Source organism: Kitasatospora sp. NPDC057965 (genome assembly GCF_042887135.1).
Taxonomy (GTDB): domain Bacteria; phylum Actinomycetota; class Actinomycetes; order Streptomycetales; family Streptomycetaceae; genus Kitasatospora.
Genome location: NZ_JBHVPZ010000009.1, coordinates 66,988 through 89,315, shown reverse-complemented (window position 1 = coordinate 89,315; position 22,328 = coordinate 66,988). Strand labels below are relative to the sequence as shown.

Genomic DNA, 22,328 nt, shown 5'->3' with positions numbered 1-22,328 from the left:
GTTGGCGGTTGACCATCCGTCGGCCAACCTCCGCACCACGCTGCTTCGCTGACGAACTGTAAAGACTCTTGACAGACGACTGGTCTAGTCCAACCATAGGCATGTCGATCCGACCGGGATGCACTGTGGGGGTGTGACCACCGGCGGCTGAGGCACTGCCCTGCCCTGCTCCGCTCCGCCCCCAGGCCCCGCCACGGCGTACGCGCGTCCGCGCACGCCGCCCGTCCGTGCGCGTGCCTGCGGGATTTCGCACACCCCCGCGCCACCGTTCCGCCGCACGGCCCCCTCCCCTACGAGGGTTCCGCACGCCCCCGCATTCCCCCGCAGGTCCGCAGCGCAGTTCCGCACGCTTCACCAACGCCCTGCCCCACCACGTCTGTTGGAGAATCCATGCGTCTACACCGAACAGTTCAGGCCGCCCTGGCGGCCTGCGCCACGCTCGTCGCCTCGGCCGGCCTGGTCGCCGGCGCGACGACGGCCGGCGCGGCCCCCACGAGCCCGGCGACCGTCGCGGCCGGTACCTCGGTCACCGCCGCGGCCCCGCTGCCCACCCGGGTCTTCGCCCCGTACTTCGAGTCCTGGACCGGGGAGAGCCCCGCCGCGCTGTCCGCCCAGTCCGGTGCCAAGCACCTGACGATGGCGTTCCTGCAGACCGCCACCAAGGGCTCCTGCACCCCGTACTGGAACGGCAACACCGCGCTGCCGATCGCACAGTCGTCCTTCGGCGCCGACTTCGCCACCATCCGGGCCAACGGCGGCGACGTGATCCCGTCCTTCGGCGGCTACACCGCCGACACCACCGGCACCGAACTGGCCGACAGCTGCACCGACGTCAACCAGATCGCCGCCGCGTACCAGAAGCTCATCACCACGTACGACATCAGCCGGATCGACCTCGACATCGAGGCCGACTCGCTGGACAACTCCGCGGGCGTCGACCGCCGCAACAAGGCGATCAAGCTGACGCAGGACTGGGCCGCCGTCAACGGCCGGCAGATCCAGTTCGCCTACACGCTGCCCACGACGACCAGCGGCCCCGCCGCCAACGGCATCGCGCTGCTGAAGAACGCCGTCGCCAACAACGCGCGGATCGACGTCGTCAACCTGATGACCTTCGACTACTACGACAACGCCACGCACGACATGGCCGTCGACACCCAGACCGCGGTGACGGGCCTGTACAACCAGCTGGCCAAGCTGTACCCGACCCGGACGCCCTCGCAGCTCTGGAACTCCATCGGCATCATCGAGATGCCCGGCATCGACGACTTCGGTGCGGCGGAGACCTTCACGCTGGCCAACGCGACCTCGGTCTACAACTGGGCCCTCTCCAAGGGCATCAACACGCTGTCGTTCTGGGCGCTGCAGCGCGACACCGGCAAGTGCCCCGGTGTCGGCGGACGCGACGACTGCTCCGGGATCCAGCAGAACAACTGGGACTTCAGCAAGATCTTCGCGCCGTTCACCAGCAACTACCCGCCGAACAGCGACTTCTCGATCACCGTGAACCCCGGAGCGGGCACCGTGGCGGCCGGTTCGTCGACCACCGCCACCGTCGCCACCGCCGAGATCACCACGCCCGGTTCGCCCTCCGGCACCGCGCCGAGCCTGACCCTCAGCGTGAGCGGCGCGCCCGCCGGCGTCACCGCCACGGTCAACCCCGGCAGCGTCACCGCCGGCACGCCGGCGACGCTGACCGTCAACACTGCGGCCACCACCGCCCCCGGTACCTACCCGCTCACCGTCACCGGCAAGGCCACCGCCACCGGCAGCGTCCACACCGCCACCTACACGCTGACCGTGTCGGGCACCCAGCCGGGCAACGACTTCTCGGTCGGCGTGAACCCGGCCGCCGGTTCGGTCGCGGCGGGCTCGTCCGCCAGCGCCACCGTCAACACCGGGGTCGTCTCCGGCTCCGCGCAGAGCGTGGCCCTCAGCGTGAGCGGCGCGCCCGCCGGCGTCACCGCCGCGGTCAACCCCGGTAGCGTCACCGCCGGTTCGCCCGCGACGCTGACCGTCAACACCGCGGCCACCACCGTCCCCGGCACCTACCCGCTCACCGTCACCGGCACCGCCGCCTCGGGCAGCCACACCGCCACCTACACGCTGACCGTCACCGGGGTCACCCCGCCCGGCGGTCTGGCCAACGGCGGTCTGGAGACCGGCAGCCTGGGTCCGTGGACCTGCCAGGCCGGCGGCTCCGTGGTGAGCACCCCGGTCCACTCCGGCTCCTACGCGCTGCAGGCCGCGGCCACCGCGTCGCAGAGCGGCGAGTGCGCCCAGACCGTCACGCTGGCGCCCAACAAGGCGTACACGCTCACCGGTTGGGTCCAGGGCAACTACTCCTACATCGGCGTGAGCGGCGGCGCCACTGGTTCCGCCTGGACCAGCGGCTCCGGCTGGACCAAGCTCAGCGTCCCGTTCACCACCGGCGCCTCCGGCACGGTGACCGTGTACCTGCACGGCTGGTACGGCCAGGGCAACGTCTACGGCGACGACTTCTCGATCGCCTGAGGACCGCAGGACGACGAACGGACGACGGGCGACGGGCGGCTGACAGTTGACAGCTAACAGATGACAACTGACAGATAACAGCTGACAGATAGCGTCAACTGTCAATTGTCAGCCTCGCCCCCGCTCCACTCCCCCGCCGGGTCAGGCGGCGGCCGGCTCCGGGGCGGGCCGCCCCGGGCGCAGGAGCAGCAGGTAGGACGCCGCCGCGAGCACCGCGCAGCTGAGCACGACGACCGCGAGCAGTACCGCCGAGGGGTTGCCGCCCAGGCTGCTGAGCGGGGCGACGACCGCGCCGCACAGGAAGTTGGCGGTACCGAGGAGCGCGGAGGCGGAGCCGGCGGCCTGCGGTGGGACCAGACTGAGCGCCCGGGCGGCCGAGTTCGGCAGGACGACGCCGAGCCCGGCCATCATCACGAACAGCGAGCCGCAGACGGCGATCAGCCCGCCGTCCCAGACGGCGGTGACCAGGAACAGGACCACCCCGGCGGCGATCAGCGTCATCAGGCCCGCCCGCATCAGCGTGGCGGCGGCGAACCGGGGCGCCAGGATCCGCCCGTTCACCTGGGTGGACGCGACGATGGCCACCGAGTTGAGGCCGAACAGCAGGCTGTAGGTCTGCGGCGAGACGTGGTAGACGTGCTGCAGCACCACCGACGAGCCGCTGATGTAGCCGAACAGCGCACCGAACGCGAAGGTGCTGGTGAGCAGCAGCCCGAGGAACGGCACGTCGCGCAGCAGCCCACCCATCGTGCGCAGGGTGGCGGCCAGGCCGCCGCCGCGTCGGGCGGACGCCGGGAGGGTTTCGCGCAGTGCGCCGAACGCCACCAGGGCGAGCAGCAGGCCGAGGGCGACCAGGGCCCCGAAGGTGCCGCGCCAGGAGGTGACGCGCAGCAGTTGCGCGCCGAACAGCGGGGCGAGGATCGGGGCGAGGCCGGATATCAGGGTGATGGAGGCGAGGAAGCGGATCATCGCGACGCCCTCGAAGCGGTCGCGGGCGACGGCGCGGCCGATGACCAGTCCGGCGGCGCCCGCGGCGCCCTGGACGAAGCGGGCGGCGATCAGCACCGGCAGGTTGGGCGCGACGACGCAGACGAGGCTGGCGAGGGTGTAGAGGACGAGCCCGACGAGCAGGGGCGGGCGGCGGCCGAAGCGGTCGCTGAGCGGGCCGAAGATCAGCTGGCCGGCCGCGACACCGAACATCGAGAAGGTGAGGGTGAGCTGGACGGCGGCCGGTTCGGCGCCGAAGTCGTCGGCGATCGCGGGCAGGCCCGGCAGATAGAGGTCGGTGGTGAGGGGGCCGAGGGCGACCAGGCCGCCGAGGACGCCGATGGTGGCGCGGCCGCTCGCGCCGCCGGCCGTCCGGGCCTTGGCGGTCACGGCGTCGGTGGGTGCGGTGCCGGCCTCGGCGACGACGGCTGCCGCGGCGTCGGTGGGGGTGGAGGTGGAGGCCGAGGTGGCGGCGGCGGTCGAGGCGGCGGAGGCGGAGGCGGAGGCGGTCGACGTGTCACCGGCGGAACCGGCGGTCGGACCAGGCATGGGGCTCCTCTCGGAACGGGCACGGCATTCGTGCTCGCTCCGTCCTACCGCAGCCCCCCGGACCGCCGACAGTCGGGGGTCGGCCGCCCTGCCGCCGCCCGGCGGAGCGGCCCGACCCCGGTGACGGCGTCTCAGCGTGCGAGCCGTTCGGCCCGCAGGGCGGCCTGGACGGCGGCGCCGTCCTGCCAGGCGAAGATCTGGTTGCCGGTCAGGGCGACGGTGTAGTGGCCGCAGGAGCCGGTGGCCCTGGCCGTGATCCCCTCCGGGAACCAGCCCGCCCTGAGCGAGGCCGGCGCCGGGTGGCCGCCCTTGCCGGGTTCGCCCGTGCGGCAGCCGACGGGCAGGCGCCCCTCCGGGAGGGTGGCGGTCAGCAGGCGGTCGTCGCCGGTGGTGGACATCAGGTAGCGGACGGACGAGGCGTTGTCGGGCAGCCAGCCCGGTACGGCGCGCCGGTCGGCCTTGGCCGCGCTGCCGCTGCTGTAGCTGGACTGCTCCTGGTGCCGGCCGTCGTACCACTCGGCCACCCTCGGCCCGACCGCCACGGCCGCGACGGCGACGGCCATGCCGGTGCCCGCCACTCCGAGTGCGATCTTGCCCGCGATGCCGTTCATGCCCGCCCGTCCTTTTTCCTCGTGGTGCTGCTGTGGTGCTGTGGTGCCGTTCCGCCGCGTTGTGCGGCGTTCGCCTCACCGGCTCCGGGACCCGCCCCCCGGTCGTCTTCCATCCTGGTGCCCGCCGGGGTGCCGGAGCGTCACCGGAAGGTCGCGACCTTCCGCCGCCCTTGGGGGGTAGCTCCTCCACCTTGAGGCGTACGCGCGCCCGGCCGGTCTCGGGGTTTCCCCCGGTCGAGCCTGGCCCGTCGCGGCCGGCGGCGCAGCCCGGCCGCACCCGCCCGGGTGTCGGCGGGTGCGTCGGCCACCCGGTTGCCGGATACTGCCGGACCCGGCCGCGACGGACGGCGGCGGGCGTCGCCGGCGATCAGGACGCCGCCACGGGGACGGCGAGCGGGAAGGGCCGCCCGTCCAGGGTCCAGTGCGGGTCGATCGGGCGGCCGAGCGCGGCGTACACCTGGGCGGCGACGTCGGGGTGTCGGATCTCGCCGACGGGCGGGGCGGCCGGAATGCCGGGGCCGGCGCAGGCGACCCAGGCGGTGCGCTCCTCGGGCGTGCGCCCGCCGTGGCCGCCGGCGTCGACGTGGCCGTGGTCGGTGACGACGATGACCGTCCAGGCCTCCTCGGCGTACCCGGGCCGGGCGCGCAGCGCGTCCAGCAGCCGGCCGAGGCGCTCGTCGGCGGCCCGCATCCCGGCGCGGTACTCCTCGCCGCAGCCGAGGAAGTGGGCGGTCTCGTCGACGGCGCCGAGGTAGACGAAGGAGGCCTCGGGGTCGGCGTCGCGCAGCACGTCGACGGCCTCCCGGGTGACCTCCTCGTCCACGGCCTCCCACGCCTCGGGGGTGTCGTCGGCGGGGGCCACGTAGCAGAGCCGGCCGGGGGCGCGGAACAGCGGACCGCCGGACACGCCGATGACCAGCGGGTCCCAGCCGGCGGCGACGAAGGTGCTGCGGTGGTCGCCGCGGGCCAGCCGGGTGGTGAAGTCGGGGAAGACGTCGAGCCGGTTGCCGCCCAGGTGGTTGCCCCACACGCCGTGCTTGGCGGGCTCGACGCCGGTGACGATGGTGGCCCAGCACGGGCCGGACATGGTGGGCGTGGTGTCCGCCACCGTCACGGGCACGAGGAACCCGGCGTCGGCGACCTCCGCGAGCCTCGGCATCGGCACCTGCTCCAGCAGGTCGTACCGGACGCCGTCGATCCCGACGACGAGGACCCGGGGGCGCGGCAGCGGCGGTGTGGACATGAGGGGCGGTTCCTTTCACGGTGCGGGTGCCGACCGCACCCGCGGCGGGGCGGGTGCCGGCGACCGCGCCATGCTTCACTCCCCGCCGGACCGCCGGGTGTCCTGCAAGGGACGGCCGGGTGGACGGGCGGCGTCCGGAATCCCCCGGTCCGCAATGCCCCCGTCCGCGGACGGCCCGCGGCGGAGCTCACGCGTGCCGGTCGGCGCGGCGTACGAAGCGCCGGTCGGCGGCCCGCACCGCTCCGGCCGGGCCCGCCGCGCGGAGCACGACGTCCAGGACGCTCGCCGGGTCGGCGGCGTAGCAGTGGGCGAACCACGGCAGGTTGGCCTCGACCACGGCCCACCGCTCGGCCGGGTCGTAGGGGTCGAGCAGCGTCCCGACGTCGAGGGCGACGGCGCTGGGCAGGCTCGGCCCGACGGCGGCGAGCAGCCGCCGGGCGAACGCGACGGCCGGCCCGGTGAGCGGGCCGGGGTCGAGCCGGCCGAAGCGGGCGTAGCGGCTGCCGGTGCGCACGGCGCCGTCGAGGACGAAGAGCCGGTACTCCGCGCCGAACGTCACCGGGTCGCTGACCAGGACGGGCGTGTCGGGGCCGATCCGCTCGCCGGTGCGCGGCAGGCGGCCGCCGTCGGCGTAGACGGCGGGCGGCAGCGACTTGTCGGCGGGCGGTTTGACGAAGGCCGGGCGGCGCAGCGTCCAGGCCTCGGCGAGCGTGGTCAGTTCGATCCGGCGGCCGGTGAACTCCTCGGGCAGGGCGGCGAGCCAGTCGTCGGCCGGTTCGAGCGGGGCGAGATCGAGACGGTCGGCGATCCGGTCGGCGGCGAACGGTCCGCCGTACCAGTGGACCGGCCGGCCGGCCAGTCGGTCGACGGTGCCGTCGCCGGTCAGAACGGCGGTGGCCAGCCCGCGGGCGGCGGCGGCCTCGGTGAGCAGCGCCGTCGTGCTGGTGGCCTGGGCCGAGGTCAGGAGGACCGGAGCCGTCGTGCCCGGCGCCGTCATGAGCGGGGCCGTCACGACCGGGGCCGGAACTCGTGGACCACCTCGATGCGTCCGACCAGGTGGCGGTTGAACTCGGGCAGCTCCTCGGCGGGGACCCAGAGTTCGAGGATGGTGCGGCCGCCGGCCTGGCGGACGGGGTAGCGGGCGAGGAAGGCGGTGTCGACCTCGAAGCGGGTGACGTAGCCGACGCCGGAGGCGGGCACGTTCCAGTCACGGGCGATGCGGATCGCGTAGTCCTCGTTCAGCACCGGGTAGAAGATCGGCTGATCGGGCAGGCGCGGCGGCCAGGCGCGCCAGTCCGCCGCTTCGACCAGGGCCAGCTCCTGAGGGCCGGTCGGGCGCCAGAGCGTGGTCGTCGCGGTGGTGGTGCTGGTGCTGGTGCTGGTGGGCGGGGTCGTCGGGCCGTTCATGGGCAGGACGTTAGCCATGAACGGCCCCGGACCGGTACCGGTTTTCGTGCCGGGAGAGGTCCGCGATCAGGGATCAGCGGTCAGCTGTCAGCGGTAGGCGGACTCGCCGGTGATGGCCTCGCCGAGGACGAGGGTGTGGATCTCGCTGGTGCCCTCGTAGGTGAGCACCGACTCCAGGTTGTTGGCGTGCCGCAGGACCGGGTAGGCGGTGGTGATGCCGTTGGCGCCGAGCACGGTGCGGGCGCTGCGGGCGATCTCCAGGGCGGCGCGCACGTTGTTGAGCTTGCCGAAGCTGATGTGCGCCGCCCGGGCCGCTCCCTCGTCCTTGAGGCGGCCGATCCGCAGCGCGACCAGGTAGGCCTTCTCGACCTCCAGCATCATCTCGACGAGCTTCTGCTGGGTGAGCTGGAACCCGGCGATCGGGCGGTCGAACTGGACGCGGCTCTTGGCGTAGTCGAGGGCGGAGGTGTAGCAGTCGCGGGCCGCGCCGACGGTGCCCCAGAGGATCCCGTAGCGGGCCTCGTTGAGGGAGGAGAGCGGTCCGCGCAGGCCGGTGACGCCGGGCAGCGCGGCGTCGGCGGGCAGGACGACGTCGTCGAAGGCGAGGGCGCTGGTCACCGAGGCGCGCAGGGACAGCTTGCCGGACACGTCGGTGGTGGTGAAGCCGGGCGTGCCGGGTTCGACCAGGAAGCCGCGCACGCCGTCCTCGGTCTGCGCCCAGACGACCGCGACGTCGGAGATGCCGCCGTTGGTGATCCACATCTTGGAGCCGGAGAGCACCCAGTCCGCGCCCTCGCCGGCGCCCTTGCGACGGGCCCGGGTGCGCATGTTGGCGGGGTCGGAGCCGAAGTCCGGTTCGGTGAGGGCGAAGCAGCCGATCAGCTCACCGGCGGCGAGGCCGGGCAGCCAGCGCTGCTTCTGCTCCTCGGAGCCGAAGGCGTGGATGGAGCGCATGGCCAGCGAGCCCTGGACGGACACGAAGCTGCGCAGACCGGAGTCGGCGGCCTCCAGTTCCATGCAGGCCACGCCGTACGCGACGGCGCTGGAGCCGGTGCAGCCGTAGCCGTCGAGGTGCATGCCGAGCACGCCGAGGGCGCCGAGTTCGGGGGCGAGTTCACGGGCGGGGAAGACGCCGCGCTCGAACCAGTCGCCGATGTGGGGGCGGATCCGGTCGTCGGCGAACCTGCGCACGGTGTCGCGGACGAGGCGCTCCTCGTCGGTGAGCAGGTCACCGACGGCGAGCAGGTCGGCGGGGTCGATCCTGGGCGGCTTCGCCACGGGGGCTCCTTGTACTCTCGGCGGGGTGCACGACCGGGCGCGGACGACCGGGCGCGGACGGTCATGCGCGGACGACCATGCGCGGACTCCAGGCGGACGGCGGGGTGCGGATGCCGGGCCCGGAGACCCGGCGCGGCGCCGGGTACCGGCGAGTATGGCGCACCGGGCCGCTCGCGGACCGGCCGCGGACGAAGGAGTGAGCATGTACACAATCCGGCTGCTGACGGCGGAGGAGTTGCACGGCTCGGCGGAGCAGTTGGGCGGGTTGCTGGCGGACACCGTCGACGGCGGCGCCTCGGTCGGCTTCCTCGCCCCGCTCGACCGGGCCGCGGCGGCCGACTGGTGGCGGGCACTGGCTCCGGACGTGGCCGAAGAGCGGCTGCTGCTCTGGGTCGCCGAGGCGGACGGGGCCGCGGGCACCGGCGGGACGGACGAGCCGGGGAAGGCGGACGGCGCGGGGCGCGGCCGGATCGCCGGGACGGTGCAGCTGCGTCCGGCGGCCACGGCCAACGGCCGGCACCGGGCGGACGTCGCCAAGCTGATGGTGCACCGGGCGGACCGGGGGCAAGGGCTGGCCGGCCGGCTGCTCGCGGCACTGGAGGCGGCGGCCGTCGAGCGTGGGCTGCGGACGCTGGTGCTGGACACCGAGACCGGCAGCCCCGCCGAGCGGATGTACGCGGCGGCGGGCTGGAGCAGGGTCGGCACGGTGCCGGACTTCGCAACCGATCCGGCGGGGGTGCCGTGCGCGACGACCATCTTCTACAAGCCTGTGCAGGGTGCCGACGGCCGGCCGGCAGGCAGGGCCCGGACGGCCGCGTCGCTAGGATGACGCCTCCGCGTACGGGCGGACGACGAGGCGTGAGGGGTGGACCGTGGGGCGTTGGGCCGTGGTCGTGCAGGAGACCGAGGGCATCGGGGAGAACCGGATCTGGGGCCCCAAAGTGCTCGCCGAGGTCGAGGGCGACCGGGAGGACGCGCTCGCCGAGCTGCGGCGGATCGTTCCGACGTACACCCCGCAGCACCCGTTCAACGCCCGTAGGCGCCGGCTGTTGCGGGACGGCGACGACTACCTGTTGATCACCCAGGGGACGATGCGGGACTACCACTGCGTCTTCAAGGTGTGGGAGCTGCTGTGGGACAGCGAGCGGCCCGAGGTGCAGCGGGAGCGGCTCGCGGCGGCGGCCGAGGACGACGCGGGCTGACCGGCGGTACCGGTCGTCCGGCCGGTCGGCCAACCGGCCGGACGACCCGGCGGGCGCCTCCGCGGACTCCCCCGCCGATGCCCCGACGGACGGGCGCCCCGGCGGGCCGTCAGGAGACGCCGCAGAGGCGGAGCACCGCCGTGGTCGCGGCAGCCGCGACCACCACCAGCGGGAACGGCGCGCGCCGCAGGGCGAGGACGCCGGCGACCAGCACGCCGGCCGGCCGGGCCCACCCGGCGAAGCCGTGGTCCTGGGTGAACGCGCCGGTGGCCACCAGGGCGACCAGCAGCACGGCGGCGGCGACGGCGAGCAGGTGGCGCAGGCGCTCGGAGACGGTGAGCCGGTCGCCGAGCAGGGGCCCGGCGAGCCGGAAGGCGTAGGTGCCGGCGGCCAGCAGCAGGATGGCGGTCAGGGGCATCAGCGGACCTCCTTGGTGAGCGGCACGGCCTGCGGCGCGGTGCCGGCTGCCGCCTCCGGTTCCGCCGGTTCCGCCGGTGCGGCCGGGCGCCCGGCGAACAGCAGTCCGGCCAGCGCCAGCAGGACCGGCAGGCCCGCCGGGACGTACGGCGTGGCGGCCACGGCGACGACCGCGCCGACCAGGGCGGCGGTGCGGGTGCGGCGGTCGCCGAGCGCGGGCAGGACGAGGGCGAGCAGCACGGCGGGGAAGGCGGCGTCCAGGCCCAGGGCGTCGGTGTCGCCGATCAGCCCGCCGGCCACCCCGCCGATCACCACGGAGACGTTCCATATGACGAACAGCGCGAGGCCGCAGACCCAGTACGCCGCCCGGCGCCGTCGCGGGTCGGACTCCAGCAGGGTGAACGCGGCGGACTCGTCGGTCAGCAGCTGGGCGCCGAGCAGCCTGCGCCACCGGGGGCCGCCCAGCGCGTCGGCGACGGTGAACCCGAAGGGCAGCAGGCGGGCGTTGAGGACGAGGCCGGTGACGACGGCGGCCGGCGCGCCACCGCCGGCGAGCACGATGCCGACGGCGGCGAACTGCGCGCCGCCGGCGAAGACCAGCACGGACATCGCGACGGGCACCCAGAGCGGGAGGCCTCCGGAGACGGAGATCGCCCCGAAGGAGGCACCGACCAGGGCGTCCGCGACGCAGACCAGGGCGATGTCCCGGAGGGTGGCACGTTCGAGGGTTCGGAGGAGCGAACGCATGTCCAGTAGAGTGAACGCAACCGGGGTCGTTCGTCAAGGCGAACGCCTGAACGTGTGGAGCGAACGCGGATGAGTGGAAACAGTGGCGGCGGCCCCACCGGGAGCGAGCTGATCGAGCTGATCGCGGCCTCGATCCGGCGCGAGCGCGAGCGTGCCGGGCTGTCGATGGCCGAGCTGGCCCGCCGGGCGGGGATCGCCAAGTCGACGCTCTCGCAACTGGAATCGGGCGCCGGCAACCCGAGCGTCGAGACGCTCTGGGCGCTCGGCGTCGCCCTGGACGTGCCGTTCAGCCGGTTGGTCGACCCGCCGCGACCGGTGGTCCGGGTGGTGCGGGCCGGCGAGGGCCCGGTCACCCATTCGGAGCGGGCCGACTACGCCGCGACCCTGCTCGCCTCCTGCCCGCCGGGGGCCCGGCGCGACGTCTACCGGATCGACGCCGAGCCGGGCGAGACCCGGGCCTCCGACCCGCACATGCCGGGCACCGTCGAGCACGTGCTGCTGGGCGCCGGTCGGGCGCTGGCCGGGCCGACGCAGGCACCCGTCGAACTGGGCCCGGGCGACTACGTCAGTTACCCCGGTGACGCCCCGCACGTGTTCCGGGCCCTGGCGCCGGGCACCCTCGCGGTGATCGTGATGGAGCACGTCTGACCTGCCCGACGCACCGTCGGCGACCGCAGCGGTGGCGGTAGCGGAGGCGGTGTCGGTAGCGATGTCGGTAGCGGTGTCGGTGTCGGTGGTGCCGGCGACCTCGGCGGCGACCTCGGTCGGAGCTTCGGGAGTCGGCCGGCAAGGGCGTTGCCGAGAATGTTCACTCGAAGGAATGAACCTTGCCGGATTTCTCGGTGCGCTCATAGGTTGATCGTGATCGCCGTCCCCGATCAGTCTCCGGAGGCCCCACCGTGCCCGCGCCCGCTCCCCTGACCGTTGCCGTCGCCCAGCCCGCCTGCCACTCGTCGGGGCTACCCGACACCGTCGCGGCCAACGTCGAGCGGCACGCCGCCGCCGTGCGCGCGGCCGGCAGGGCGCGCCTGGTGGCGTTCCCGGAGCTCTCGCTCACCGGCTACGACCTGGCCGCACCCGCCCTCGACCCGTCCGACGAGCGCCTGGCGCCGCTGGTCGCGGCCTGCGCCGAAACCGGCGCCACGGCCCTGGTCGGCGCGCCGGTCGCCGGGGAGGACGGCCGCGAGTACATCGCCACGATCGCCGTCACCGGCGCGGGCGCTTCGGTGGTCTGCCGCAAGACGAACCTCTACGGGAGCGAGGGCGAGCGCTTCGCCTCCGCCGACCGGCCCTCCGTCCTGGAGCTGGACGGCTGGCGGCTGGGCCTGGCGATCTGCGCGGACGCCGCCGACCCCGGCCACGCGAAGCAGCTGGTCGAGCTCGGCGCCGACGCCTACGTCGCCTCGACGCTGTACGGGGCGGGCGCCGAGGCGCTGGCCACCAAGGAGGCCCGGTACCCGGCGCGCGCGGCGGACAATGGCGTCTGGGTGGTGCTGGCCACCGCCGCCGGGCCGAGCGGCGAGTTCGCGGCGAGTTCGGGCGGCTCGGGCGTCTGGGCGCCGGACGGCACCGAGGTCGTCAAGGCGGGCACGGCACCGGGCGAGGTCGTAACGGCCGTGCTGGGGTAGTCCCGGGCGCCCGCAGTCTCCTGTGGGCGCACGTGCCTGCGTGACCGCCGGGGAGCACGTGCCCGCCTGAGCGCGGGGGGCGCGGAAATACCCGGGGCCCGCGCGCGGCTGTGGTGTGCGGAAACCGAACCCGGCGGACCGGGGCCCCCGACCCGAAGGGGGCCCGGTCCCGCCGGGACCGTTCAGGAGGTGCAGCGCACGATGGGTGACGAGCAGATGCCCGGCGGCTACCGGATCGAGCACGACTCGATGGGCGAGGTCAAGGTGCCCGCCGGGGCGAAGTGGCAGGCGCAGACGCAGCGGGCGGTGGAGAACTTCCCGGTGTCCGGCCAGCGCCTGGAGCGGGCGCACATCGCCGCGCTGGCCCGGATCAAGGCCGCTGCCGCGCGGGTCAACGCCCGGCTCGGCGTGCTGGACGAGGAGACCGCCGCCGCGATCGTCTCCGCGGCCGAGGAGGTGGCGGCGGGCCGCTGGGACGCCGAGTTCCCGGTGGACGTCTTCCAGACCGGCTCGGGCACCTCGTCGAACATGAACACCAACGAGGTGATCGCCACCCTGGCCGGCGAGCGCCTCGGCCGTCCGGTCCATCCGAACGACCATGTCAACGCCAGCCAGTCGTCCAACGACGTCTTCCCGTCCTCGATCCACATCGCCGCCACCGCCGCCGCCAGCCACGAGCTGGTCCCGGCGCTGGAGCACCTGGCGGAGGCCCTGGAGCGCAAGGCGGCGGAGTTCGCGGACGTCGTCAAGGCGGGCCGCACCCACCTGATGGACGCCACGCCGGTCACCCTGGGCCAGGAGTTCGGCGGCTACGCGGCGCAGGTCCGGCACGGGCGGGAGCGGCTGCTCGCCACCCTCCCCCGGGTCGCCGAACTGCCGCTCGGCGGCACCGCGGTGGGCACCGGCATCAACACCCCGCCCGGGTTCGCGGCCGCGGTGATCGAGGAGGTCGCGCGTGCCACCGGGCTGCCGCTGACCGAGGCCCGCAACCACTTCGAGGCGCAGGGCGCGCGGGACGGCCTGGTCGAGCTGAGCGGCCAACTGCGCACCGTCGCCGTCGGGTTCACCAAGATCGCGAACGACCTGCGGTGGATGGGCTCGGGCCCGCGCACCGGCCTCGGCGAGCTGAACCTGCCGGACCTCCAGCCCGGCTCCTCGATCATGCCGGGCAAGGTGAACCCGGTGCTGCCCGAGGTGGTGCTGATGGTCGCGGCGCAGGTGATCGGCAACGACGCCACGGTCACGGTGGCCGGGGCGAGCGGCAACTTCGAGCTCAATGTGATGCTGCCGGTGATCGCCCGCAACGTCCTGGAGTCGGTCCGGCTGCTCGCCAACAGCGCCCGGCTGCTGGCCGACCGGGCGGTGGACGGCGTCACGGCCAACGCCGAACGGGCCCGGGAGTACGCGGAGTCCTCGCCGTCGGTGGTGACGCCGCTGAACCGGTACATCGGCTACGAGGAGGCGGCCAAGGTCGCGAAGCAGGCGCTGGCCGAACGCAAGACGATCCGCCAGGTGGTGCTGGAGCGCGGGTACGTCGAGCAGGGGCGGCTGAGCGTCGAGCAGCTGGACGAGGCGCTGGACGTGCTGCGGATGACCCGGCCGTAGCCGTCACTGGCGCCGCTGTTCGTCGGCGCCGGCCCTTGTCGGTCTCTGTCGGCCCACGCCGGGTCGGCCCACGCCGGCGGCCCACGCCGACACTCCGGACGCGCGCCCGGGGCGCGGAACGGGCGTTGCCGCCCTCCGCGCCCCGGGTGTCGGGCTTCCGGTGACCGTCAGCCCCTGGCCCGGCCGGCCCGGCCGCGCCGCATCGCTGCTCCGTTCGACGTCATGGTGGCCATCGAGATGGCGGCGAGTCCCAGCAGGAACATGACGGCACCCACGATCAGGCAGGTGACGATGTTCTTGCCCCGGTCCGCCCCGCCCGAGACGGCCCACGGGGAGATGATCGTCCACACGCCGAGCAGGGTGGCCGCCCAGGCCCGTGCGTGCGTGCGCTCGTACGCCGAGCCGTAGCCGGCCATCAGCACGCTGTAGGCGATGCCGACGATCAGGCAGGTGACGGTCAGCGTGTTGAACGCGGTGAAGCCGACGATCCACGGCGAGGCCGCCAGGAACAGACCGGCCAGAACGGCCAGGGCCTCGACGGCCTGGGCCCGCGGGGTCAGGGTGACCCGCTCGTACTGCTCCCGGAGTTCGACGATGTCCGGATGGTGCTCCATGCCCATCGGCGCTTGGGTCGACACCGATACCACCTCCTAGGTTTCGAACATGGAGGGCTCTAGCCCAGCTACCATTCTGGCGCCGTTAGACCGTTTTGCACCATTTCGCCCCGACGGCTACCCTGCCTCGCCCCCCAGGGGCGGCCGGCGGAGCTGGTGACCTCCGTCTCACCGCGGACGGCCGCCCTTGCCTATGCAACTCGTTGCATAGCAGGATGCCGGTCATGGCACTGGAGCACGCGATCCTCGTCTCGCTGCTGGAACGGCCCGGCTCCGGCTACGAACTGGCCCGGCGCTTCGACCGGTCCATCGGCCGCTTCTGGACCGCCACCCACCAGCAGATCTACCGGGTGCTGCGGCGCATGGAGGCGGACGGCTGGGTCCGCGCCGAGGAGGTCGCCCAGGACGGCCGACCGGACAAGAAGGTCTACTCGGCGGCCCCTCCCGGCCGCGACGCGCTCGCCGCCTGGCTGCGCGAGCCCGTCGAACCGGAGACCGTCCGCCACGAGTTGGCCGTCCGGATCCGGGCGGCGGCCTTCGACGACCCGGCCGCACTGATCCCCGAGGTCGAGCGCCACCGGGAGGGCCACGCCGCCCTGCTCGCCCGCTATCTGCACGGTGAGCAGCGCGACTTCCCGGCCGCCGCGACCCCGGGGGCGCTCGACGCCGCGGAGCGGCTCCAGCACGTGGTGCTGCGCGGCGGCATCGAGTACGAGCGGATGACGCTCGCCTGGCTCGACGACGTGCTCGCCACCCTGCGCGAACTGGCCGACGGCCGCGACGCGCCCGGCGCCGGCCACTGACCTCCCCGCTCTCACTCCCCCTCCGTTCTTCACCCCACCCCCGCCCTCACCCCCATCCTCGACCCCCGGGAGCCCGCGATGCTCTTCAACCCGCGCAGCTACGACCCCGCGCAGTTCGACGAGCCGACCCGCCGGCTGCTGCGCGCGACCGTGGACTGGTTCGAATCACGTGGCAAGAAGGCGCTGATCGACACCTACATCGACCGCGCCTGGTACGCCGACTTCCTCGAATTCGCCGCGAAGGAAGGCCTGTTCGCCGAGTTCCTGACGCCTTCCGCCGCCGACCCGGCCAAGCGCTGGGACACCGCCCGGATCGCCGAGCTGAACGAGATCCTCGGCTTCTACGGCCTCGGCTACTGGTACACCTGGCAGGTCACCATCCTGGGCCTGGGCCCGGTGTGGCAGAGCGAGAACGAGGCCGTCCGGGCGCGCGCCGCCCGCCTCCTGGCGGAGGGTCACGTCATGGCGTTCGGCCTCTCCGAGCGCGGCCATGGCGCCGACATCTACTCCACCGACATGATCCTCACCCCGGACGGCGAGGGCGGCTTCACCGCCACCGGCTCCAAGTACTACATCGGCAACGGCAATGTCGCCGGCCTGGTCTCGGTGTTCGGCCGCCGCTCGGACGTCGAGGGGCCGGAGGGCTACGTCTTCTTCGCCGCCGACAGCCGCCACGAGGCGTACCACCTGGTGAAGAACGTGGTGAACGCCCAGATGTACGTGAGCGAGTTCCGGCTGGAGGACTACCCGGTCCGCGCCGAGGACGTGCTGCACACCGGCAAGGCCGCCTTCGACGCCGCTCTGAACACCGTCAACGTCGGCAAGTTCAACCTGTGCACCGCGTCCGTCGGCATCTGCGAGCACGCGATGTACGAGGCCGTGACGCACGCCCACAACCGGGTGCTGTACGGCAAGCGGGTCACCGACTTCCCGCACGTGCGCCGCGAGTTGACCGACGCCTACGCGCGCCTGGTGGCGATGAAGCTGTTCGCCGCCCGCTCGGTGGACTACTTCCGCACCGCCTCCCCCGAGGACCGTCGCTACCTGCTCTTCAACCCGATGACCAAGATGAAGGTCACCACCGAGGGCGAGAAGGTCATCGACCTGATGTGGGACGTCATCGCGGCCAAGGGCTTCGAGGCGGACACCTACTTCGACAAGGCCGCCAAGGACATCCGCGGCCTTCCGAAGCTGGAGGGCACCGTCCACGTCAACCTGGCGCTGATCCTCAAGTTCATGGCCAACTACCTGTTCGACCCGGCCGAGTACGCCCCGGTGCCGACCCGGCAGGACGCCGCCGACGACGCGTTCCTGTTCCGGCAGGGACCGGCCCGCGGCCTCGGCACGATCCGCTTCCACGACTGGCGCGCCGCCTACGACGCGCACGGACACCTGCCGAACGTCGCCCGCTTCCGCGAACAGGCCGACGGATTCTGCGAGTTGCTGCTCAGCCACGCTCCGAGCGCGGAACAGCAGGCGGACCTCGACTTCCTGCTGGAGATCGGCCAGCTGTTCGCGCTGATCGTCTACGGGCAGCTGGTGCTGGAGCAGGCGGCGCTCACCGGGCTGGACGCGGACCTGCTGGACCAGGTCTTCGACGCGCTGGTGCGGGACTTCTCCGCGCACGCCACCGAGTTGCACGGCAAGGCGTCCGCCACCGAGGCCCAGGCGGCGTGGGCGCTGGCGCACGTGCGCCGCCCGGTCGCGGACGGCGCGCGGGCGGCGAAGGTGTGGGGCATGGTCGAGGCACTCTCGGGCGCGTACGAGATGGCTCCGTAGCCGAGCCGGGCCTGCGCGGTGCCGGTCCGCGGACCGGCACCGCGCGGGACTTCACTGATGAAGCGTCAGAAGGTGAGCTTCCAGCTGTCGATGTATCCGGTGTCCTGGGGTCCGGTGTCCTGGACCTTGAGCTTCCAGGTGCCGTTGGCCGGCACGGCGGAGGCGTTCACGGTGTAGGTGGTCTGCACGTTCGCCCCGGAGTCACTGCCGCTGGCGGCCTTGAGGCGGAAGCTGGTGCCGTTCGGGGCGACCAGGTCGATGACGAGGTCACCGCGCCAGGTGTGCTTGATGTCCACGCCGACCTGGAGTGCGGCCGGGGCGTTGCCGGTGCGGCCGGTGACGGCGATGTCGGAGGTCACGGCCGCGCCGTAGTCGGGGATCTGGACGTCGGCGGTGTTCTCGAAGACGGTACCGGTGGGCGGGGTGGTGCCGCCGGCGGCGAGGGTCCAGACGGCGTAGGCGATGGCGTCGCTCATCCGATCCAGCGCGGTGTCGTTGATGTTGGCGCTGGTGTCGCAGGAGGCGTGGTAGCAGCGGTCGAACGGCTGGCCCGCCGTCCCACCCCACTTGGCGGCCTGGGCGCTGGTCTTGGTGTAGTCGGCGCCGCTGAACAGGCCGCCGACGCGGATGCCGGCGTTCTGGAACGGGGCGTGGTCGGAGCGGCCGTCGCCCTCGAAGTCCTGCTCGGTGCTGATGCCGAGGCCGGCGAAGTAGTCGCGGAACAGGGCGTCGAGGGCGCTGTCGTAGCGGTAGGTGAAGTAGCCGGGGTTGGGCGAGCCGATCATGTCGAAGTTGAGGTAGGTCTCGATCTTCGAACGCTCGGTGGCGGCAAGGCTGTTGACGTAGTTCTTGGAGCCGACCATGCCGTACTCCTCGGCGCCCCACCAGCCGAACCGCACGTGCTTGGTCGGCTGGAGGCCGGCCCGCGAGACGGCGAGCGCGGTCTCCAGGATGCCGGCCGAGCCCGAGCCGTTGTCGTTGATGCCCGGTCCGCCGGTGACGGAGTCGAGGTGGGCGCCGGCCATGACGACGTGCGAGGTGTCGCCGCCGGGCCAGTCGGCGATGAGGTTGTAGCCGGTCGAGCCGTTGTAGCTGAAGGTCTGCAGGGTGGTGGTGTAGCCGGCCGCGTCCAGCTTGCCCTTCACGTAGTCGATCGAGGCCTTGTAGCCGGTGCGGCCATGCGCCCGGTTGCCGCCGTTGGCGGTGGCTATCGACTGGAGCTGGGCCAGGTGCGCCTTGACGTTGGCGACCGGGATGTCGGGGGCGGCGGCGACCGCCGGCGCGGCGGCCGGGGCGGTCGGGGCCGCGGAGGCGGCGGGGGCGAGGAAGGCGGCCGCGAGGGTGACGGCGGCAGCGGCGGACAGGGCGGATCGGCGCAGGCGGGATCGCCGCGGGGCGCGCTCGGTCAATGGGGGCTCCGGAATCCGGTGGGGCAGGACGGAAGCGCGCCACTTCGCCTGCGGCGGAGGGTATTGAGGGGGCGTGGGGCCGCCGGCCGCAGCAAAAGTTGACGCGACCATGATGATTAGGCGAACCCGGGAGTCCGTCAAGGGGCGGCGGAATGGGTGACAGCTGACAGAATCTGAAATCTGAAATCTGAAATCTGTCAGCTGTTATCTGTCAGCTGATTTCTGTCAGTCGTCAGCCACCGGCCGTCAGCGGTGAGCCGTGAGCGGTCAGCGGTCAGCGGTCAGCGGTCGACCGGTGCCTGCTCGGGCGTACGGGGCAGCACGGCCCGGACGATGGCGCCGCCGTCGTGGTTGCCCGAGACGAACCGGCCTCCCAGTTCCTCGGCGCGCTCGGCCATCGAGCGCAGCCCCACACCCACAGCGGTCCGTCGGGCGGCCTCGCCGTCGCCCCCGCTCTCCGCCGGGAAGCCGCGGCCGTCGTCCCAGACCTCCAGCACCACCGCCTCCGGCCGCACCCGCAGCGTCAGCCGGGCCCGGCCGGCCCCCGAGTGGCGCAGCACGTTGTGCAGCGCCTCGCCGCTGATCCGCAGCGCCGCCACCTCGACGGCCGCCGGCAGCGCGGGCGGCGGGTCCGGGTCCAGCACCAGCGAGATCCGCACCCGAGACCCGTCCAGCTCCGCGACCAGCCGCCGCAGCGCCACCGCGAGCCCCTCGCCCGCGAGCGCGGCGGGCGCCAGCCCCTCGGTGATCCGGCGCAGTTCGTCGATCGCCTGCCCGATCCCGGCCGACACGGTGACCAGCGAGCGGGCCGCCGGGGAGTCCTCGGGCACGGCGGCCCGCGCGGTGTCGACGCCGAGCCGCAGGCCCGAGAGGGTCGGCCCGAGGCCGTCGTGCAGGTCGTGCCGCAACCGCCGCCGCTCCTCCTCGCGGGCGAGCACGATCTGCCGCCGGCCGCGCTGCAGTTCTTCGTACATCCGCAGCGAGGCGATGGCGGGCGCGGCCTGGTCGGCGAGGAAGCGCAGCACCTCGTGGTCCTGGGCGTCCAGTTCGGGCTGCCCGGTGCGCGGAGGCGCGTACAGGTCGCCGATCACCGCGCCCTCGTAGCTGAGCGGGAACACCTGGCTGGCGGGTCCGAGGGTGCCGACGGCGGCGAGTTCGTGCGGCCCGGTGCGGGTGTGCAGGACGACCCTCGCCCCGGGCAGGCCGAGGGCGTTCACCACGGTGTCGCAGAGCAGGGGCGGCGCGTCGGCGGGGCTTACGGCGCGGCTCAGCCGCTCGGCGAGCGCGCGCACCACCTGGTAGGGGCGGGCCCGGTCGCCGTAGTAGAAGCGGTCGACGGCCCGCACCACCCACCGGGTGGTGGGTCCGAGCAGTCCGCCGATCGCCAGCGCGGCGGCGGCGAGCAGTTGCGCCGGGGCGCTGCTGGCCTCGGGCAGGGCACGGCGCAGCAGCAGCGCGATGCCGAGGTAGCCGGCGATCAGCAGGGCGGTGAGGGCGAGGACGCTGAGCATCCGCCGGGTCGCCCGGTCGAGGTAGCGGGAACGGTCGCGGGTGAAGGCGTAGCCGACCGCGCCGAGCATCCACAGCGCGGAGCCGGCGAAGTAGGCGACCGCCGCGACGCTCTCCGAACTGCCGAGCCGCAGGGCGATGTTGGTGGTGATCAGCCAGACCAGGTAGGGCACCAGGACGGCGGTGACGCCGCGGTGCGGGCGGGCGGAGCGCCGCCAGCGGACGGCGGCGACGGCGAGGCTGGTGACGACCAGGCCCCAGGCGACCAGGGTGGCGTGCCACTCGTCCAGCGGCAGCCCGTTCCCGGGCGGTACCAGGATGTCGCCGTGGTAGGGCAGCGGGCTGCGCAGGCGGACGGTGCACGCGTGCGCGGCGCTCCACAGGGCGACGGCCGCGATGTAGACGCGGCCCGCTCCGCCGGGCAGCCGTCCCTCGGGCAGCCAGAGCGGGAGGGCGATGGAGACGAAGATGAACAGGGCGACGGAGATGATCAGCAGGGCCGCGCCGAGGGCCTCCACCGCAGGTCCGGCGCCGGCGGCCGCGCCGGCGAGCAGGGTGAACCGGGACAGGCAGCCGCCGAGTCCGGCGGCGAGCAGGCAGCGGCCGAGGCTGCGGCCGGCCGGCGGTCCGGCGGCCGGGCCCTGGGTGGTCCCGTCGGGGGCGGGTGCGGCGCGGTGGACGAGGATGAGCAGCCCGGAGAGCGCGAAGGCGAAGCCGAGCAGCACGGTCTCGCCGTCGTGGAGGTAGTACGGGGCGGCCCAGGCGGCGTCCGGGTGGGTGACGGCGAGCAGGACCCAGCCGAGGCCGCTGAGCAGGGTCGCGACGCAGGCCCAGGCCGCCGGGCCGAGGGCGGTGCGCCGGTGCGCGCCCGGGGGCGGTGGCGAGGACGCCGGCGTGGCCGGCGGGCGGGTCTCGCCGGGCGGGCGGGTCTCGCCGGGCGGCCAGGCGGGCCTGGCGGCCGGCTCGGCGGGGTGCCGGGCCGGGGTGGTGGTGGCCGGGGTCGCGGCCGGTTCGCTCATGAGGGCCTCCTCCCCCGCATCCTGCGTCTCCTGCCGTCCCGTCGGCGTGGGACGGCAGTCCGGTCCCGGCCCCGACCCCGGTGGCGGGACGGACGACGGGGCGGCGGCGGGACGCGCCCGGGGTTCGCGGGAACCCCACGGGCTCCCGGGGCTCCCGGAGTGCGGGTCAGCCGTCGCCGAGCCCCATGTCACGGGCCCGGGCGACGGCCTCCGCACGGGTCGCGACGTGCAGCTTCTCGAAGATGTGGGTGACGTGGTTGCGGACCGTCTTCTCCGCGACCACCAGTTCCCGGGCGATCCGGCGGTTGTCCAGCCCGCGCGCCACCAGGTCGAGGACCTCCGCCTCGCGGGCGGTGAGCGCCGGGAAGAGCTGGCCGGCCTCCCGCACCCGGGCGCCGGCGAGCAGGGTGGTGATCCGCTCGGCCACGTCCGCGCCGAACACCGCCCCGCCGGCCGCGACCGTCCGCACCGCGTGCAGCACCTCCTCGCGGCCCGCGCCCTTGACCAGGTAGCCGCGGGCCCCGGCCTGGAGGGCGGCGAGCAGGCTGCCGTCGTCGTCCGCCATGGTGAGCATCAGCACCGGCGGGGCCGGCTGGTCGGCGGAGAGCCGGCGGGTGGCCTCCAGCCCGGAGCCGTCCGGCAGCGAGAGGTCCATCACGACCATGTCCGGGCGGTGGCGGGCGACGGCGTCGGGCACATCGCCGGCGCGCTCGGCCTCGGCGACGACGACGATGCCGTCGGCGCTCTCCAGGGCGGCCTTCAGGCCCTCCCGGAACAGCGGGTGGTCGTCGACGATCAGGACCCGCACGGGCACGGCCGCCGGTTCCTCCTCCGGCCGGCCCTCCGGCCGCTGCGGGTCTTCGGCGGGCTGGTCCTCGGCGGGCTGGTCTTCATCCACCCGGCCGACACTACCAGCGATGCGTGGGTGACTTTCCGTGACAGGTCTGCCGGCGGGGCGTGCGGCCCGGTGCGGCCCGGGCGGACGTGACCGCTGCCCCATGCGCCCG

The 22,328-nt window shown here is 73.9% G+C and carries 20 protein-coding genes; 8 read left to right on the top strand and 12 right to left on the bottom strand.

The genetic code is table 11. The features are described from left to right. Nucleotides 1-390 precede the first annotated feature (390 nt). Nucleotides 391-2,514, top strand: a complete 2,124-nt coding sequence (locus ACFVVU_RS13870) for a glycosyl hydrolase family 18 protein (RefSeq protein WP_387789915.1) — start codon at nt 391-393, stop codon at nt 2,512-2,514. A 141-nt stretch (nt 2,515-2,655) separates the two neighbouring features. Here the strand turns inward: ACFVVU_RS13870 and ACFVVU_RS13865 are convergent, their stop codons facing one another. The 6 genes from ACFVVU_RS13865 to ACFVVU_RS13840 form a co-directional block, all read right to left on the bottom strand. Continuing rightward, nucleotides 2,656-4,050 (bottom strand): multidrug effflux MFS transporter, encoded by a 1,395-nt coding sequence (locus ACFVVU_RS13865; protein WP_387789914.1) that lies wholly within the window; start codon nt 4,048-4,050, stop codon nt 2,656-2,658. 131 nt (nt 4,051-4,181) lie between these two features. After that, nucleotides 4,182-4,661 (bottom strand): hypothetical protein, encoded by a 480-nt coding sequence (locus ACFVVU_RS13860; protein ID WP_380687214.1) that lies wholly within the window; start codon nt 4,659-4,661, stop codon nt 4,182-4,184. A gap of 367 nt (nt 4,662-5,028) precedes the next feature. After that, nucleotides 5,029-5,904, bottom strand: coding sequence for an alkaline phosphatase family protein (locus tag ACFVVU_RS13855; protein WP_387789913.1), 876 nt, complete (start codon nt 5,902-5,904; stop codon nt 5,029-5,031). A gap of 187 nt (nt 5,905-6,091) precedes the next feature. Beyond that, complete coding sequence (locus ACFVVU_RS13850) at nt 6,092-6,901, bottom strand: ATP-grasp domain-containing protein (RefSeq protein ID WP_380687218.1); 810 nt, start codon at nt 6,899-6,901, stop codon at nt 6,092-6,094. A gap of 11 nt (nt 6,902-6,912) precedes the next feature. Then, nucleotides 6,913-7,311 carry an ADP-ribosylation/crystallin J1 gene (locus tag ACFVVU_RS13845; RefSeq protein WP_387789912.1) on the bottom strand — a complete coding sequence of 133 codons (399 nt, stop codon included), beginning with the start codon at nt 7,309-7,311 and terminating at the stop codon, nt 6,913-6,915. Between the two features lie 87 nt (nt 7,312-7,398). Next, nucleotides 7,399-8,589, bottom strand: a complete 1,191-nt coding sequence (locus tag ACFVVU_RS13840; RefSeq protein WP_387789910.1) for an acyl-CoA dehydrogenase family protein — start codon at nt 8,587-8,589, stop codon at nt 7,399-7,401. Between the two features lie 202 nt (nt 8,590-8,791). On the opposite strand from ACFVVU_RS13840, the gene ACFVVU_RS13835 reads away from it, so the two are divergent. Both ACFVVU_RS13835 and ACFVVU_RS13830 read left to right on the top strand, forming a co-directional pair. After that, the gene (locus tag ACFVVU_RS13835; RefSeq protein WP_380687206.1) at nt 8,792-9,418 is read left to right on the top strand and encodes a GNAT family N-acetyltransferase; all 627 of its coding nucleotides are present in this window, start codon (nt 8,792-8,794) and stop codon (nt 9,416-9,418) included. Nucleotides 9,419-9,461: 43 nt separating this feature from the next. After that, a complete protein-coding gene (locus ACFVVU_RS13830) occupies nt 9,462-9,791 on the top strand; it encodes a hypothetical protein (RefSeq protein ID WP_380687204.1) in 330 nt (109 codons plus the stop codon). A 109-nt stretch (nt 9,792-9,900) separates the two neighbouring features. Here the strand turns inward: ACFVVU_RS13830 and ACFVVU_RS13825 are convergent, their stop codons facing one another. Both ACFVVU_RS13825 and ACFVVU_RS13820 read right to left on the bottom strand, forming a co-directional pair. Continuing rightward, nucleotides 9,901-10,209 carry an AzlD domain-containing protein gene (locus tag ACFVVU_RS13825; RefSeq protein WP_355362885.1) on the bottom strand — a complete coding sequence of 103 codons (309 nt, stop codon included), beginning with the start codon at nt 10,207-10,209 and terminating at the stop codon, nt 9,901-9,903. Continuing rightward, complete coding sequence (locus ACFVVU_RS13820; RefSeq protein WP_380688979.1) at nt 10,209-10,955, bottom strand: AzlC family ABC transporter permease; 747 nt, start codon at nt 10,953-10,955, stop codon at nt 10,209-10,211. The genes ACFVVU_RS13825 and ACFVVU_RS13820 overlap by 1 nt, the downstream gene beginning before the upstream one ends. 69 nt (nt 10,956-11,024) lie before the next feature. Here ACFVVU_RS13820 and ACFVVU_RS13815 point away from each other — a divergent pair, with 69 nt between their 5' ends. The 3 genes from ACFVVU_RS13815 to ACFVVU_RS13805 all read left to right on the top strand — a co-directional run bounded on the left by ACFVVU_RS13815 (nt 11,025) and on the right by ACFVVU_RS13805 (nt 14,188). Next, a complete protein-coding gene (locus ACFVVU_RS13815) occupies nt 11,025-11,603 on the top strand; it encodes a helix-turn-helix domain-containing protein (protein ID WP_380688977.1) in 579 nt (192 codons plus the stop codon). Between the two features lie 251 nt (nt 11,604-11,854). Then, nucleotides 11,855-12,583 (top strand): carbon-nitrogen hydrolase family protein, encoded by a 729-nt coding sequence (locus ACFVVU_RS13810; RefSeq protein ID WP_387789907.1) that lies wholly within the window; start codon nt 11,855-11,857, stop codon nt 12,581-12,583. A gap of 201 nt (nt 12,584-12,784) precedes the next feature. Continuing rightward, nucleotides 12,785-14,188, top strand: coding sequence for a class II fumarate hydratase (locus ACFVVU_RS13805; RefSeq protein WP_387790100.1), 1,404 nt, complete (start codon nt 12,785-12,787; stop codon nt 14,186-14,188). 167 nt (nt 14,189-14,355) lie between these two features. Here the strand turns inward: ACFVVU_RS13805 and ACFVVU_RS13800 are convergent, their stop codons facing one another. Further along, nucleotides 14,356-14,826, bottom strand: a complete 471-nt coding sequence (locus ACFVVU_RS13800; RefSeq protein WP_380689695.1) for an SPW repeat protein — start codon at nt 14,824-14,826, stop codon at nt 14,356-14,358. Nucleotides 14,827-15,026: 200 nt separating this feature from the next. Between ACFVVU_RS13800 and ACFVVU_RS13795 the strand changes: the two genes are divergently transcribed. Next, a complete protein-coding gene (locus ACFVVU_RS13795) occupies nt 15,027-15,605 on the top strand; it encodes a PadR family transcriptional regulator (RefSeq protein WP_387789905.1) in 579 nt (192 codons plus the stop codon). Nucleotides 15,606-15,683: 78 nt separating this feature from the next. Then, entirely contained in the window at nt 15,684-17,384 is a 1,701-nt protein-coding gene (locus tag ACFVVU_RS13790; protein WP_387789903.1) for an acyl-CoA dehydrogenase family protein, read from the top strand. Between the two features lie 65 nt (nt 17,385-17,449). On the opposite strand, the gene ACFVVU_RS13785 is transcribed toward ACFVVU_RS13790, so the two are convergent. From ACFVVU_RS13785 to ACFVVU_RS13775, 3 genes are all read right to left on the bottom strand, one after another. Next, nucleotides 17,450-18,793 (bottom strand): M28 family metallopeptidase, encoded by a 1,344-nt coding sequence (locus tag ACFVVU_RS13785; protein WP_387789901.1) that lies wholly within the window; start codon nt 18,791-18,793, stop codon nt 17,450-17,452. Nucleotides 18,794-19,074: 281 nt separating this feature from the next. Beyond that, nucleotides 19,075-21,321: a histidine kinase gene (locus ACFVVU_RS13780; protein WP_387789899.1), complete on the bottom strand. Its 2,247-nt coding sequence runs from the start codon at nt 21,319-21,321 to the stop codon at nt 19,075-19,077. A gap of 166 nt (nt 21,322-21,487) precedes the next feature. Further along, a complete protein-coding gene (locus tag ACFVVU_RS13775; RefSeq protein ID WP_380687173.1) occupies nt 21,488-22,129 on the bottom strand; it encodes a response regulator in 642 nt (213 codons plus the stop codon). Nucleotides 22,130-22,328 lie beyond the last annotated feature (199 nt).